The sequence below is a fragment of the Nostoc sp. ATCC 53789 genome (genome assembly GCF_009873495.1).
GTDB classification, from domain to species: Bacteria; Cyanobacteriota; Cyanobacteriia; order Cyanobacteriales; family Nostocaceae; genus Nostoc; species Nostoc muscorum_A.
The window spans coordinates 3723947-3738428 of record NZ_CP046703.1 but is presented as its reverse complement, the minus strand read 5'-3'; the positions used below and the strand labels follow the sequence as shown (position 1 = coordinate 3738428).

The following is a 14482-nucleotide window of genomic DNA, read 5'->3' as shown; positions in this document are numbered from 1 at the left end:
AGTTGCGAAATAATGGCACTTAAAACCTTTACATATTAAGCTTTTAAACGATTGATAAAATTTTGTTTCTTTTAAGGCATAACGAATGCCGTTCATTGGAAGCTCACGTTTACTTAATAACTTTTTGTCTATCCATCTGTCGCAATCATTTTTAAGAAAATCAATAAAGACGATGTTTCGTTTTTACCTCGCATTCATCTCATATCTGGACTGTACTCATACCGTTTCTTTGTGAAGCTGCATATATTTACCCACCAGCTACGCCGTCCCCCCTTGTGAAGGCAGGGCTGTTTCATTCGATCTCTTAGGGATTTTGTCAAGAGTATGAGTCAGAAATTTGCTTGAGTGGGAAAAAGAAAAACTACCACTTCAACCAGCAAATTTAAGTGCGAATACCATTTTCTTGCCCAATCAGATTTTTTAGTCACCTAGTTTTTTTACTTGAAACGCTTGTAAATCAGCGCCTTTTAGGGAATGAAACAGCCCTGCCCTTGTGAAGGGGGGACTGATTATGTGCATCTTCATACAGAATTGGTATCAGTCAGTGTGAGATGAATGCTGTTTCAGCTAAAATCTAAAATCCAAAATTACTTTATACTTTACTTAACCACTCATTCTCTTCAGGATCTTTGAATAGTGAGGTGCTGAGGTAGCGTTCGCCGAAGCTAGGCTGGATCATGACGATTAGACGACCTGCATTTTCTGGACGTTGTGCTACTTGAATAGCCGCATATAAAGCAGCGCCAGTAGAAATGCCCGATAACAATCCTTCTTCTTTTGCTAGGCGACGGCTGTAAGCGATCGCTTGCTCATCTGCTACCTGAATCACTTCATCCACTAATTCTGGACGGTAAATTGCTGGGACAAATCCCGCGCCGATACCCTGGATTTTGTGAGGCCCTGATTTTCCACCCGTTAATACCGGACTGCTGCTAGGTTCAACTGCGATCGCTTGAAAACTTGGCTTCCGTCCTTTAATAACTTCTGCAACTCCTGTAATCGTCCCACCAGTACCCACTCCCGCCACTAGAATATCCACCTCTCCATCGGTATCATTCCAGATTTCTTCTGCTGTGGTTTCGGCGTGAACTTTCGGGTTGGCGGGGTTGCGGAACTGCTGCAACATATAAGCATTAGGCGTTTGAGCTAAAATCTGCTCTGCACGACCGATCGCTCCTCGCATCCCTTCTACACCTGGCGTTAACTCTAATTGAGCGCCATAAGCTTTGAGCATCGATCGTCTTTCGTGGCTCATTGTGTCAGGCATCGTTAGAATAAGATGGTACCCCTTAGCGGCCGCCACCATCGCTAGCGCAATTCCTGTATTCCCAGAAGTCGGCTCTACTAAAATAGTTTTTCCGGGGTGAATCAAGCCTGCTTCTTCCGCCGTTTCCACCATACTCGCGCCAATCCGATCTTTCACAGAAGATGCTGGATTCATGCTTTCTAGCTTCACCACAATCCGAGCAACCGCTCCTGAAGCTTGGGGAATTTTGTTTAATTGAACTAGAGGAGTTCGTCCGATTAACTCTGTGATATCTTTCGCTATTCGCATGTGAATACTCCGTCGTGTCTAAATATAATACATCGGGCTTTGCTGGGCGCGAGTCTCTCTTTCCTCGCACAAGTCTTGGAGTGTATAGCGACCCAATACTTCAATTGAAGCAGCGTTAGCTTGCTCCCAAACTTCATAAACCAGAGTCTTTTCTAGAGTCGGAGAGTCAGATGTATCTTTCTCTTTCCGCTCACCTTCGACTAAAGTCACAATTTCCAGCAGTGTAATCTGCCAAGGTTCACGAGCTAAAACAAAACCTCCTTTAGAGCCGCGTTGACTCTGCACCACACCAGAACGCCGGAGGTTGGTCAAAATTTGTTCCAAATAGCGTTCAGGTATAGGTTGTTTGGTAGTGATCTCGCTCATGGTTAGAGGAAGTTTTTTTCCGTGGTGGCTTGCCAGTTCTAAGAGTGCTAGCAATGCATATTCCACTTTGGAAGACAGATCCAAGAGAGCGTAGTTTTGGCTATTCAAGACTGTACTCAACATACTACGGTGAATTGGGGGACTTATCGCAGTTTATCCGAAATTAATTTTTTCAAAGTGTGGAATGTGATAGCATCCCACTTACTAACCATAAAAACACTATATTCTATCGACTTACCGTAGATTATTATCTTACATAATTCCCATAAATGACTCGATCTTTTTGTGGGAATTATCCTGAGTTTCTGTTTTCAGAGCCTCACTTACCAACGAAAATCTCAACAGAGTATGCTAATAACTGATTTGCGAACCATTTTTGAGCGTGACCCAGCAGCCCGTAACTGGCTAGAAGTATTGTTCTGTTATCCTGGACTCCAAGCCCTAATATTCCATCGATTGGCACACTGGCTCTATAAAATTGGAATTCCCTTCATACCTCGGTTTATCTCTCATATTAGTCGGTTTTTAACCGGGATTGAAATCCATCCTGGGGCATTAATTGGACAGGGAGTGTTTATTGACCACGGTATGGGAGTTGTGATTGGTGAAACTGCGATCGTGGGCGACTATGCCCTGATTTATCAAGGTGTGACTTTAGGTGGAACTGGGAAAGAGAGCGGCAAACGCCATCCAACTTTAGGTTCTCATGTGGTTGTGGGAGCCGGTGCAAAGGTATTGGGAAATATTCTAATTGGCGATCGCGTCCGTATTGGAGCCGGTTCTGTGGTGCTGCGAGATGTACCCAGTAACACAACTGTAGTCGGGATTCCAGGGCGCGTGACTCGTCAGAACAACTTGTCTACCAATGTTCTGGATCATGATAAAGTGCGCGACGTAGAAGCTGAAGTTATCCGCGCTTTATTTGAACGTGTCAAGGCTCTAGAGAAACAGTTCGAGGAGTTGCAAGATCAATCAAGTTTATCCCCAACAGAGCTTGGCGACGAATTAACCGACAACCCTAAGAGCAAAAACTCTGATGGGATGATTGAAGATTTTCTTGATGGTGCGGGAATTTAGGGAATGGAGGGGAGAGGTGACAGGTGATAGGTGATAGGGAATTATCTGTACCCTGTACCCTATTCCCTTCTTCACTCCCCACTCCCTTTTTTAAAATACCCATAGGTTCTTAGAACCTGATATAAATATAATACTACGGTTAATTTATCGGAGAATAGTGATATAGCTATGGTATCTTTATATGCAAATTTAACTAGCTTAAACAGTAATAATACTAAAGAAATTTTTGCCCGGAGGTCATTTTTACCAGAGCATCCAAACGGACTTTGGAAGATTGAAACGGGTTTTGTCAGGACTTTTACCTATTTGGAAGATGGCACAACCGTCGCTCTGGGATTGTGGGGCCCTGGAGATATTGTTGGTAAGTCTTTGTCAAAATTAGAACCTTATCAGATGGAATGCCTAACTAAAGTAGAGGCGACAATCTTACCTGTAGAGGAGTGGACTCAACTAACAGAAACTCTACTTGCCCATATCCAACAGGCTCAAGAATTGATGGTTATTCGTAGCCATAAAAAAGTTGATACTATGCTAATCAAGCTGTTGGCATGGTTATCTAAAAAGTTTGGTTCGGAAGTTGAGAAGGGACGTTTAATAGATATGCGTCTAACTCACGAAGACCTAGCAGAAATGCTAGGTTCAACTCGTGTGACTATCACTCGTGTTCTTGGGCAGTTTGAGCATGAGGGCTTAATTGCTCGTCTTTCCCTGCATCGAATTGTGGTGCGAGAAGAAGAGATTTGGTACTACGAAATTTAGATTATTTCAACAAAACCAGCTATCGCTATCTGCATTCGGCTTGCCCACAATTCTAAGATTCAGGGATTCCAGATAAGCCAAACCGTTAGAGATTTGTGGTACTGTTCCCCGTAGTTCAATATCAAAGCACCCTTCTTCATCTGTATTTGGTTGTAGCATAGCCTTAGTAATATTAACTACCAAGCCGTAAGCAGAAATTAACTGTGAAATCACAGGCGCTTGCAGATAGCATTTGGGAATATATATCCGCAGGCGAATCTGAGTGACTTGGCTTTTGTTAGAGACTGAAGAAACCAGTGATAATCTGGTTTGGGAATTGGTTTGACGTTTATTTAATGCTGCCATTGGATAGTGACGATTTTATTACTTAGCCATCGCTATAAACGCTAGATAAATCCAGCCAAATCGGTAGCCCCAGTTTTTCTAAATAACTCAGGCTAGAGTAAAGTTGTTTGGTTCTCCCCCACAAATCCAAGTCAAACCAGCCGTCATCTTCTGTATCGGGTTGAAGTGTAGCACTGGTAATATTTACAGTTAATCCATAACGAGAAACTAGCTCAGAAATCACTGGCTCTTTGTAATAAGATTTTAAGACACACAGTTGCAAGCGCAATCGATTAGTTTGACCGAGAGAAATCCATTGCTGGAATTGTTCTTGCCATTGATTTTTCAGTAATGCAGAGTCTTTGGAACTCAGTTTGCTGGCTAGATTTGGGAAAGGTAAAGAGTGCTGGTTAGATTGAATGTGGTTAGCGATCGCTAATTCGAGTAAATTCACTCCTAATCCTTGCAAGTAAGATAGGCTATTTGTCAGTTTTTGGGGATTTCCCGAAAGTTCCAAATCAAACCAGCCATCGCTGTCACTATCGGATGTCAGTGATGCTGCTTTGATATTGACGGTTAAACCATAACGAGACACCAGCCGGGAAATTACAGGTTGCCTGTTATACCTCTGAGGTACGAGAATGCGGCTGTGGACTGAAGCAGGTTCTACAGATTTACTCTGAGACATCAGATTAATTCCCAATAGCAATGCCTACGGTGAGCTGCGCCAATGCAATTTTTGGCTTCGGCAGAGAATCTTGCTGATAGGGTAGCTGCTGAGATGTCAGCTTCATAGAGATTTTCATATTTCTGATTTTCAATAAACTACGGTGACTCTATCCATTTATCGTAATAATTGTTATGTAAAGGAGAGTCTCACAAAGACCGTAAAAAAACAATAAGTAAATTAACTTAAATATTGATAATTTTAGTAAAAGAATTTGAGGTTTATACGGTTGATAATTTTATACTCATAAAGTATCGGGTGGTTGTAAGAATATTTAAGTGTTTCCACTGTTTTAAGTTTTCTAATCGAAATTTCTCTGATGACTGAAAAAAACTAGGGATACTCAGGTAAAAACCTAGTAGTCTGCCAACCCAAAAATGCTGCGTGATGGCTGGGGAAAGGGGAAGGGGTAAGGGGTAAGGGATTTGAAACCTTTCCCCCTTCCCCTTTACCCTTTACCCCGCCAAGTGAACTTGGCGAACTACTAGTGGCGGGATTTGTATGTCTAATTTTCATTTCACCGTAAAAGGTGCATAGTTTACGCATACAGAGCAAGTCTGCCTGGTTTTGAACCCTGGTCTTGCAGGTAAAGTCTCGTGTAACCGAGACTAAGAGTTGCCTGAAGCTAGATATGAGTTATTCCCTGAATAACAAAAAATGAAAAAATGCAGGAGAAAATCATGCCTAATTCATCCTTCAATCTTGCTGACCTCAATGGCACTAATGGCTTCGTCATTAACAGCATTGCAACGGCTGACAGATCAGGCTCCTCTGTCAGCGATGCGGGAGATATTAATGGCGACGGCTTAGACGACCTGATTATCGGGGCACCCGGTGCCGACCCCAACGGCTCTGAATCTGGGCAAAGCTACGTGGTATTTGGCAGCAGCACAGGCTTTAGCTCTAGCCTCAACCTCTCAGACCTCAACGGCGCTAATGGCTTCGCTATCAATGGCATCGCGGCGAATGACTTTTCAGGCAATGTCAGTAGCGCTGGAGATGTTAACGGCGACGGCATCGATGACCTAATCATCGGAGCATCTGGTGCTGACCCCAACGGCTCTCAATCTGGACAAAGTTACGTGGTATTTGGCAAGAACACGGGCTTTAGCTCCAGCCTCAACCTCTCCACCCTCAACGGTACTAACGGCTTCGCCATCAATGGCATCGCAGCAAATAATATATCGGGTAGCTCTGTCAGAGGTGCTGGAGATATCAACCATGATGGTTTTGACGACGTGATTATCGGCGCACCTTATGCTAATAACTTTTCCGGGCAGAGCTATGTAGTGTTTGGCAAAAGCACAGGCTTTAGCCCCAGCCTCAATCTCTCCAGCCTCAACGGTACTAACGGCTTTGCTATCAACGGCATCAACGAAGCGGGTGACATATCAGGTGGCTCTGTCAGTGGTACCGGAGATATCAACGGCGACGGTATCGACGACGTGATTATCGGGGCATCCAATGCCTCACCTAACGGCTCCTCTTCTGGGCAGAGCTACGTGGTGTTCGGCAACAGCACAGGCTTTAGCGCCAGCCTTAACCTCTCTACCCTCAACGGTGCTAACGGCTTCACTATCAACGGCATCAAGGAAGGTGACTTCTCAGGCTCCCCTGTCAGTAGTGCTGGAGATGTCAATGGCGATGGCATCGACGACCTCATTATCGGGGCAATAAGTTTAAGTTCCGAGAACGGTACCGTCTTCGCTTCTGGGCAGAGCTATGTGGTGTTTGGCAACAGCACAGGGTTTAGCCCCAGCCTTAACCTCTCGGAACTCAACGGCTCTAACGGTTTCACGATCAACGGCATTAGGACGGATTCCACAGGGTTCTCTGTCCGAGGTGCTGGAGATGTCAACGGCGACGGCTTCGACGACCTGATTATTCTCAGATCGGAGCAGAACTTTGTGGTATTTGGCAAAAGTACAGGCTTTAGTTCTAGCCTCAACCTCTCGGATCTCAACGGCTCTAACGGCTTTAGCATCAACGGCTTCACTCCGAACAACTCAGCCATCTCTGTCAGTGGTGCCGGAGATGTCAATGGCGACGGGTTCGACGACCTGCTTATCGGCTCCCAATCTGGGCAAACCTATGTGCTGTTTGGCGGGACGAATATCGGCAACACTAACCTCACAGGAACTGCTGGTGCAGATACTCTCTTAGGCACATCTGGCAACAATATCATCGACGGCAAAGGTGGTAACGATACTCTTACAGGCAACGGCGGTCAAGATAAATTCGTAATTCGCCGAGGCGATCGCAATGATACCATTACAGATTTTGGTGGCGTTGGTAAAGGCTCAAATCCTTCAGCAGCAGTGATTGGCAATGTTGACACCTTGCAATTTACAGGGAGTGGTTTAACTACCCGAAATCTGCAACTAACTCAAAATGGCAGCAATTTGGAAGTCACCTTTGAAAATGTGGCTAATACCAAAGTTACTCTGCAAAACTTTCAGTTAGAAAACCTCGATAACTTGCCAACTTCAACAAGACCTGCCATTGGTAATATCTTATTTGATGGGCAAACCAACATTGCCGACAGCTTTGATGTCTTTGATGCAAATTCCACTCAAACTAGCCTGTACAACAAGAACACGGTAACTTTCCTCAATGAACTCAACAATAACATCACGGGTTTTGACAACTCTGCTGATGTGATCAATGGTCAGGGGGGTAACGATATCATCAATGGTAAAAGTGGCAACGACCTGCTGCGAGGTGATGCTGGTAATGATACTCTTATTGGTGGTACAGGCAATGATACCCTTATTGGTGGTGGAGGTGCTGACAGGTTTCTGTACAACACCAATGCGACCTTTACGAGTTGTGCTGTGGGTGTAGATACGATCGCTGACTTCAAACACTCCCAAGGCGATAAAATTATTCTGGATAAGACTACTTTTAGTGCGATCGCTTCTGCTCCAGGAATCGGTTTTAGTAATGCCACTGATTTTAAAATCACTTCTTCAGGGGCGGCTACTACAGCAAAAATTATCTACGACGCTGTGAGTGGGCAGTTGTTCTACAACCAAAATGGCAGCGCAGCTGGTTTTGGTAGTGGTGGTCTATTTGCAACTATTAGCGGTGCGCCCAATCTCACAGCTACAGACTTCATCATTCAAACGTAGCTTGTTAGTATAGCAGTTCATAATTCAATAGAATATAAAACATTAGTGAGGGCGTACAGTTAGCTGCATACCTTCACTAATGTTTTATCTCAATACGCTTGGGTTAAGCATTTCTTCCTTCTCTTCTTTCTCTTCCTTTGTGTCCTACCCTGCGGGTTCGCCCTTGGCATTCTCGAAGAGTAGCCGCTCCGCGTCTATGCAGTTCGTTAAAAAAATTAACCTTAACAAAGAGTTTTCGCCTGAACTGTATTGTTCTATAAGCCTTACCAATCACTTCTTTGAGTGTCATCCCAGACTTGTAACTCCAAGTCCTGAAGATAGGTTAGTCCGCTCTGAATTTGTGCATCTGTCCCTTGTAATTCAAGGTCAAACCAACCATCCCCGACAGCATTGGCTCCCAGAATGGCTGCTGTGATATTCACAGTCAGATTGTAGTCAGACACTAGGCGAGAAATCACAGGTTCCTGGTGATAGTCTTTAGGAATTCTGAGTCGAATCCGTTTATTGGTAGGTGTGTTACTAGACATAATTTAGTTAATAGCCGTAGAGGGAAGTGGGGGCAGAGGGGTGGAGGGAAACAAGGATGAATAAAAGGGAAAAGGGAAAAGGTTAAAGGGGAAAGGGATGAACAGGTCGCGCCACTTGCGGGCGAGGTTTTTACCTTTCCCCCTTCCCCCTTCCCCTTCTTATAACCAATGCCCAATGCCCCATGCCCAAAACCTAACTATTCAACATCTTTGATCCGGGTTTTCCGTTCTAAAATCTCTTTCAGCACCAAAGTTACTACTGCTAGCAATGCTAACAATACAGCCGCAGAGAAGGCAGCTTCGGTTTCATACTGTTTGTAAGCATCTTCTACAAACAGTGGTAAGCTCTGGGTTTGGTCAGCAATGTTGCCAGATACCACCGAAACTGCTCCGAATTCACCCATTGCCCTGGCATTGGTCAAAATTAAACCATAGAGCAAGCCCCAACGGATGCTAGGTAAGGTGACACGCCAAAATATCTGCCAATCTTTCGCACCGAGAGTTCTAGCAGCTTCTTCTTGATCCTTACCAAATTCCTCTAAAACGGGAATCACTTCCCGCGCCACAAAGGGCATACTCACGAAGGCTGTAGCCAGCACCATACCTGGAAAGGCAAAGATTATTTTGATATCATGTGCCTGGAGCCAAGGGCCAAACCACCCATTGCGTCCGTAAAGTAGCACAATCATCAATCCTGCGACTACGGGCGAGATGGAAAAGGGCAGGTCAATAATGCTCAAAACTATTGCTCGTCCGGGAAATTTATGACGAGCGATCGCCCAAGCTGCACATAACCCAAATACTGTATTTAAAGGTAGAGAAATTACAGCCAGCAACAGTGTCAGCCAAGCTGCATGGAGAAAAGCTGGTCGTGTCAGGTTGGATATAAATGGCCCAACTCCCTTGCTGAAGGCTTGAACAAAAACGTTGATTGCAGGGATATATTGAACTAAAGCTAAATAAGCGATCGCTATACCAATTAAAACTATTGGCACCCAACTCTTCTGTTCTTTCGGCTTGGCTGTATGTGTATCAGATACAGATGAATGAAAACTTGGCTTATCTAGTGTCATATCTCCTTGCCCATGCTTGTAAGAAATTAATTGCCAATAGCAATACCAACGAAATTGATAGTAAAACTATGCCAATTACTGTTGCACCAGAATAGTCATACTGCTCTAACCGTTGGAAAATCAGTACAGGTGCGATCAAATCTTGATAGGGCGTATTAGAAGAGATAATTACAGTTGACCCATATTCGCCAACCGCACGGGAGAAACCCAAGGCAACACCAGTTAAAATCGTCGGAAATAAAGGTGGCAAAATTACTTTCCAGAAGGTCTGCCATTGAGAAGCACCCAAACACCAAGCGGCTTCTTCAATTTCATGTTCCATTTCCTGAAGTACGGGTTGCACAGTTCTCACAATAAAAGGTAGTGAGATAAATATCATTGCTAATGCTACTCCTGTGCGAGTAAAAGCTACCTTAATTCCCAGTGGTGCTAGTAGCGAACCTATCCAGCCATTATCACTGTAAACTGTTGCTAGGGTTAACCCTGCTACCGAAGTTGGTAGGGCAAAGGGTAAATCTACTGTGGCATCAATCAAGCGTTTGAAGGGAAAGTCGTAGCGCACCAGAACCCAAGCAATGAGAGTACCAAATACGCCATTGAGTAAGGCAGCAAAGAGCGCTGTCACAAAAGTAACATTGTAGGTAGCTAATGCGATGTCACTGGTTGCGATCGCCCAAAATCTCGCCGGAGGTTCCGTACTCGCTTTCAGGAACATGGCAATTATGGGGATAAACAACATCACTGTCAGGTATGCTATGGTGATTCGCCAAGTCCAGGGAACCCGCCGCAATTTCTTCCAGAATGGTGTTTTGCGCTCAACTTCCAAAGAAGAAGATACAGTCGTCATAGTCAAGAATTCAAAATTTAAATTTCACAAAAAGTTTTTTGCCAGTATTCGTAACTGTTAATTCGTAATTCAAAGACATTCCAACAAATTTTAATTTTCGATAAAAAATTTGCATTGTCATCACTACGAATTACGAATTACTTAATTACCGTTTATTTTTGGGATTGAATCTTATCAAACACGCCCCCATCGGCGAAAAACTTCTTATCGATTGCACTCCAACCGCCGAAGTCTGCAACTGTACCCAAAGTTTTCACCTTGGGAAATTTGTCTGTGACTTCTTTAGTTTGAGCTAAAGTCTCATCCACAGGACGGAATCCTAATTTGACAAACTCTTGCTGTGCTTCTGGAGTATAGAGGTATTTCACAAAACCTTCAGCAACTTCGCGGGTTCCATGCTTATCGACGTTCTTATCTACTACTGCGATCGGATTGTCGATGGATATGTTTACATCGGGAATGACATAATCAACTTTCTCGCCCTTTTGCTGTGCCAAAATCACTTCGTTTTCGTAGTTTATTAAGACATCTCCCTGTCCTTGCTTGGCGAATGTATCAGTAGCTTCCCGCGCATCTTTAGGCAAGATTGGCACATTTTTGTACACTTTAGTCACAAATTCAGTAGCTTTAGCCTCATCGCCACCTGTTTTAATCACAGAATCCCATAGCGCTAAGAAATTCCACTTAGCAACACCTGAAGTTTTGGGGTTAGCAGTAATTAGTTTTACACCGTCTTTAGCTAAATCTTGCCAGTTTTTGATGCCTTTAGGATTACCGGAACGAGTTACTAATGCTGCAACTGATTTGGAGACAATACCATTGTTGGGAACTTCTTTCTCCCATCCTGGCTGAATCAATCCAGCCTTCTCAATCTTTGAGGTGTCCCCAGCTAGTGCTAGGTGGACAACATCTGCTTCCAAACCATCTATAACAGCGCGAGTTTGAGAACCAGAGCCGCCATAGCTTTGTTTGAAGACGACAGTTTGGTTATGATCTTTCTTCCACTGTTCTACAAATTTAGGAATAATTGCTTCGTGAGCCGCTTTGGTGACAGCAAAGGAAACCAGAGTTAGTTCAACACTATCTTTGTTTGCAGCCACAGGAGTAGCGCTAGCATTAGGGGTTTCAGAAGAAGAAGTATTCCCAGTTCCTCCACCAGAGCAGGCGGCAAGCGCCACACTCAATACAGTCCCTACTAAAAAGAGTGATACAAAACCTTTAAGCGAATTTAGTCTGAACCGATATGTTCCATGTTCAGCGAGCGCTTGTAATCTTTTCAGTGGGTGTTGCCACAAACTCATTCCATTTCCTCCGCTAAATCTACAGATAACTGATGGGAATACAGTTATATAGTGTTTATCATACCGGATGATTACATCTAACTAGTTGCAAACACCAATAAACCTCACATTCTTCATCAAGAATATGGTGATTCTACCAATTATGTAAGGAATTACAATACTTTTATTTTCAAGTATCAAGCAATTTGCTATAGAATAGCTAATTTTTGAAGATGGTCTATTCTAGCGATCGGCTTTCATTGAAGGATGCAAGATAGCGCATCGGTAGCGAGTCCAGGAGCGGCGGCAAGTATACAGGAGGAATCTCCATAAATAAATATGGGTAATTAATATACAGCAAAATCCGTATATTGCCGTAGTTCAGCAGGATGAAAACCCAAAACAATATCTTCGCGCAAAATACCCGCTTCTAGTAATGCTTCTGCCACTGGCTGAGAAGTACCATCATATTGAATCCACACTTTATCATTAATAATATCTATATGTACCACCGAACCATGTACGCGGCGTACTCCATCCCAACCGACATGTAAAACTTCGTAGTGATCTCGCTCTCGCTCCGAGTCAATAACTGGTTCTGTCTCTATTTGACCATTAGCAGGCTTGTGACTAGCATAGTCAAATATCAACTGACGAATAATTTCACGATACCGAGCTAGCTTATCCCAGGACTTACGCAACTGTCACAAACGACGGTGCGGCGCAGCCGCACCGAGCGCCAAACAACTAGACAATAAACATGGGAACATTCGGGCGTTTTAGTTGCTGAACTAAATAATTGGATAATAATCCATGTTTAATTTGATAAATTGTTTGGTAGCTTTGATAAGCTAAATGTTTGAGTCGAAGCCAGACTAAAATAGCACAGGCAATATGGTTTCTTTGAATACGTCCCTTGCGACATTGACACGATTCAATACCAGTTACTTGTTTTAATTCTCTATGAAACTCCTCAACCTTCCATCGAACCTTACACACTTTTTGTACAACGTCCGTAGAATCTTGAGATAAATCGTTAGTAGCGATAAAATCCGTTCTGTCGGTCGAGACAGTTACCCGGAAGAGATTCACTTTTGTAGCTTGGGGAAACTTTTTTATTTTAATTATTTTACCTGATTTTAACTCCTGGCTATCCCAAGATAACAATTCAATTCTTTGATAATTTTTTTGACCTGCCGTATCATCAACAAGTCTATTACGTTTCAGAGGACAATAATAATATTTTCCTAATCCATCAATATATAACATCAATTTATTTGTTGCATACCAAGTATCCATTAAGACAGCTTGGAACGGTAAAGCCTTATGATATATAAGGTTTTGCAGCATCTCTGTAACATGATCTATCTTTTTTTTTCCATCTCTATCTGGGTCATAAATCCGATAATCAACTATCCAAAACTTTCCGATTTCATGATTGACATATATACAATTTATTAGCCCAATACCTTGGATTACACCATGTTGGTTGCCACTATACTGCCTTTTACTGGTCTCTATTTCTGTGGCGTATCGTTTATCAAGTACTGTGTCATCAAAAACTAGATATGCGCTATCACTCACTTGTAAGATATCTTTAACATTATCCCAAAGTAAACGTGGTGTTAACTTTTCATTCTTAAGATAACGGTTAATTTTATCATGACTAATCTGCTCTAAATGCTCTGCCAAATTTGTCAGAGTATAATTAATCTGACTACTTAACAAGTACTGGCAATAGTTAAGTTTTGTAAATCTCATAAACTACAAGATTTATTTTCTGAATACTCAACTCATTTTCTCATGATTTGAAAAATACTTAACACAGCTAATTACTGTTATTAATTTCAGCAATGTCCTCTAGGTACGCCACTTTGACATAGTACGTAAATACTATAAAATTGCGATCGCACTGTGCCAGTTGCGTAAGTCCTGTTATCCATCTGATAATCCTTTCTAGTTGCTCGTCAAAGACAATTAGGTTTATTCCTATACTATTAAGAATTAGCTGACCAAAGCGTTCGGAAAATATACCTTCATGGACATCGGGATATTTTTCTTTAGTTTGCTTTAAGAAAAGTAAACGCACCTTGCCAATCAAGCCAAAGTGCGATGTCTGTAAAGTATGCTTACGCGAACTTTCTTTGTATAGTTCCGCGATTTTTAGTCACCAAACCTAGATGCTAAATATCCTGTTCGCTCAACTCGCGTGTGATGTGATCAAATGGTTCATCCACAAAAGCAGTATTAACCACACCTGCTGCTGCTACTTGCTCCTTAATCAGATCCTTGAGAATCTGGATACCACGAACCGTAGGCCCAATAGGCACGCCTAGAGAATTGTAAGTTTCCCGTAGCCCTTGCAGCACTCGTTCATCCAATACATTTGTGTTCCCAGCAACTAGCGCATAGGTAGCGTAGCGCAAGTAGTAATCAAGGTCGCGCAGACAAGCTGCATAACGACGAGTTGTATAGGAATTTCCACCGGGGCGAATCAATTCTGGCAGTTCTTCATATAACTTCAAACCCGCCTGCTTGACAAGTGCAGCCGCATTAGAATTTATCGCCGCCGCCGCTTGGACTCGGACTGTACCACTGTCAAAGTAAGACTTTAGGCTATCGATCGCATTCCGGTCAAAATACCGACCAGCTAAGTCATAATTCTTAATTAAACTTGTTACCGCATCGCGCATTCTTTTTTCTCCCAATCCTTGCTATTTATGGTTTGATATTTATTTGGCTGCACTCACGCACCAGTAAATTTTTGTGCTATTTAAAATAGATTCGGCACAAAAACAATCTATCCACTATTTAAG

General features: G+C 43.0%; 15 protein-coding genes. 3 read left to right on the top strand and 12 right to left on the bottom strand.

What is annotated here, in order from left to right; translation table 11 throughout:
• Positions 1-592 precede the first annotated feature (592 nt).
• Both cysK and GJB62_RS15345 read right to left on the bottom strand, forming a co-directional pair.
• Positions 593-1555 (bottom strand): cysteine synthase A, encoded by a 963-nt coding sequence (cysK, locus tag GJB62_RS15350; RefSeq protein ID WP_114080548.1) that lies wholly within the window; start codon positions 1553-1555, stop codon positions 593-595.
• An 18-nt stretch (positions 1556-1573) separates the two neighbouring features.
• On the bottom strand, positions 1574-2044 hold the full coding sequence (locus tag GJB62_RS15345) for an Rrf2 family transcriptional regulator (RefSeq protein ID WP_174713315.1): 471 nt from the start codon (positions 2042-2044) through the stop codon (positions 1574-1576).
• Between the two features lie 225 nt (positions 2045-2269).
• Here GJB62_RS15345 and cysE point away from each other — a divergent pair, with 225 nt between their 5' ends.
• Both cysE and GJB62_RS15335 read left to right on the top strand, forming a co-directional pair.
• Positions 2270-2998 carry a serine O-acetyltransferase gene (cysE, locus tag GJB62_RS15340; protein WP_220186622.1) on the top strand — a complete coding sequence of 243 codons (729 nt, stop codon included), beginning with the start codon at positions 2270-2272 and terminating at the stop codon, positions 2996-2998.
• 168 nt (positions 2999-3166) lie between these two features.
• Positions 3167-3757, top strand: a complete 591-nt coding sequence (locus GJB62_RS15335; protein ID WP_114080545.1) for a Crp/Fnr family transcriptional regulator — start codon at positions 3167-3169, stop codon at positions 3755-3757.
• Positions 3758-3763: 6 nt separating this feature from the next.
• Here GJB62_RS15335 and GJB62_RS15330 read toward each other — a convergent pair whose 3' ends face one another.
• A complete protein-coding gene (locus GJB62_RS15330; RefSeq protein ID WP_114080544.1) occupies positions 3764-4102 on the bottom strand; it encodes an NIL domain-containing protein in 339 nt (112 codons plus the stop codon).
• Between the two features lie 22 nt (positions 4103-4124).
• Positions 4125-4769: an NIL domain-containing protein gene (locus tag GJB62_RS15325; protein ID WP_114080543.1), complete on the bottom strand. Its 645-nt coding sequence runs from the start codon at positions 4767-4769 to the stop codon at positions 4125-4127.
• A gap of 719 nt (positions 4770-5488) precedes the next feature.
• Here GJB62_RS15325 and GJB62_RS15320 point away from each other — a divergent pair.
• Positions 5489-7939, top strand: a complete 2451-nt coding sequence (locus GJB62_RS15320; RefSeq protein ID WP_114080542.1) for an FG-GAP-like repeat-containing protein — start codon at positions 5489-5491, stop codon at positions 7937-7939.
• 263 nt (positions 7940-8202) lie between these two features.
• Here GJB62_RS15320 and GJB62_RS15315 read toward each other — a convergent pair whose 3' ends face one another.
• The 8 genes from GJB62_RS15315 to apcB form a co-directional block, all read right to left on the bottom strand.
• Positions 8203-8469 (bottom strand): NIL domain-containing protein, encoded by a 267-nt coding sequence (locus GJB62_RS15315; RefSeq protein ID WP_114080541.1) that lies wholly within the window; start codon positions 8467-8469, stop codon positions 8203-8205.
• Between the two features lie 194 nt (positions 8470-8663).
• Positions 8664-9539, bottom strand: coding sequence for a sulfate ABC transporter permease subunit CysW (gene cysW, locus GJB62_RS15310; protein ID WP_114080540.1), 876 nt, complete (start codon positions 9537-9539; stop codon positions 8664-8666).
• On the bottom strand, positions 9526-10386 hold the full coding sequence (cysT, locus tag GJB62_RS15305; protein ID WP_114080539.1) for a sulfate ABC transporter permease subunit CysT: 861 nt from the start codon (positions 10384-10386) through the stop codon (positions 9526-9528). Before cysT ends, cysW begins: the two co-directional genes overlap by 14 nt.
• Before the next feature lie 152 nt (positions 10387-10538).
• A complete protein-coding gene (locus GJB62_RS15300) occupies positions 10539-11687 on the bottom strand; it encodes a sulfate ABC transporter substrate-binding protein (protein ID WP_114080538.1) in 1149 nt (382 codons plus the stop codon).
• Between the two features lie 326 nt (positions 11688-12013).
• Positions 12014-12367 carry a XisI protein gene (locus tag GJB62_RS15295; RefSeq protein ID WP_114080537.1) on the bottom strand — a complete coding sequence of 118 codons (354 nt, stop codon included), beginning with the start codon at positions 12365-12367 and terminating at the stop codon, positions 12014-12016.
• Positions 12368-12413: 46 nt separating this feature from the next.
• Positions 12414-13427, bottom strand: a complete 1014-nt coding sequence (locus tag GJB62_RS15290; RefSeq protein ID WP_159402520.1) for a transposase — start codon at positions 13425-13427, stop codon at positions 12414-12416.
• Positions 13428-13494: 67 nt separating this feature from the next.
• Positions 13495-13755 (bottom strand): hypothetical protein, encoded by a 261-nt coding sequence (locus GJB62_RS15285; protein WP_114080528.1) that lies wholly within the window; start codon positions 13753-13755, stop codon positions 13495-13497.
• A gap of 94 nt (positions 13756-13849) precedes the next feature.
• A complete protein-coding gene (apcB, locus tag GJB62_RS15280) occupies positions 13850-14359 on the bottom strand; it encodes an allophycocyanin subunit beta (RefSeq protein ID WP_012411651.1) in 510 nt (169 codons plus the stop codon).
• Between the last annotated feature and the right edge of the window lie 123 nt (positions 14360-14482).

What these genes read in the sequence shown, in the direction of transcription:
- GJB62_RS15320 (WP_114080542.1), top strand. Translation starts at nt 5,489, where the DNA reads ATGCCTAATTCATCCTTCAATCTTGCTGACCTCAATGGCACTAATGGC.
- cysT (WP_114080539.1), bottom strand. Translation starts at nt 10,386, where the DNA reads ATGACGACTGTATCTTCTTCTTTGGAAGTTGAGCGCAAAACACCATTC.
- GJB62_RS15345 (WP_174713315.1), bottom strand. Translation starts at nt 2,044, where the DNA reads ATGTTGAGTACAGTCTTGAATAGCCAAAACTACGCTCTCTTGGATCTG.
- cysW (WP_114080540.1), bottom strand. Translation starts at nt 9,539, where the DNA reads ATGACACTAGATAAGCCAAGTTTTCATTCATCTGTATCTGATACACAT.
- cysK (WP_114080548.1), bottom strand. Translation starts at nt 1,555, where the DNA reads ATGCGAATAGCGAAAGATATCACAGAGTTAATCGGACGAACTCCTCTA.
- GJB62_RS15335 (WP_114080545.1), top strand. Translation starts at nt 3,167, where the DNA reads ATGGTATCTTTATATGCAAATTTAACTAGCTTAAACAGTAATAATACT.
- GJB62_RS15300 (WP_114080538.1), bottom strand. Translation starts at nt 11,687, where the DNA reads ATGAGTTTGTGGCAACACCCACTGAAAAGATTACAAGCGCTCGCTGAA.
- GJB62_RS15290 (WP_159402520.1), bottom strand. Translation starts at nt 13,427, where the DNA reads ATGAGATTTACAAAACTTAACTATTGCCAGTACTTGTTAAGTAGTCAG.
- GJB62_RS15325 (WP_114080543.1), bottom strand. Translation starts at nt 4,769, where the DNA reads ATGTCTCAGAGTAAATCTGTAGAACCTGCTTCAGTCCACAGCCGCATT.
- GJB62_RS15330 (WP_114080544.1), bottom strand. Translation starts at nt 4,102, where the DNA reads ATGGCAGCATTAAATAAACGTCAAACCAATTCCCAAACCAGATTATCA.
- apcB (WP_012411651.1), bottom strand. Translation starts at nt 14,359, where the DNA reads ATGCGCGATGCGGTAACAAGTTTAATTAAGAATTATGACTTAGCTGGT.
- cysE (WP_220186622.1), top strand. Translation starts at nt 2,270, where the DNA reads ATGCTAATAACTGATTTGCGAACCATTTTTGAGCGTGACCCAGCAGCC.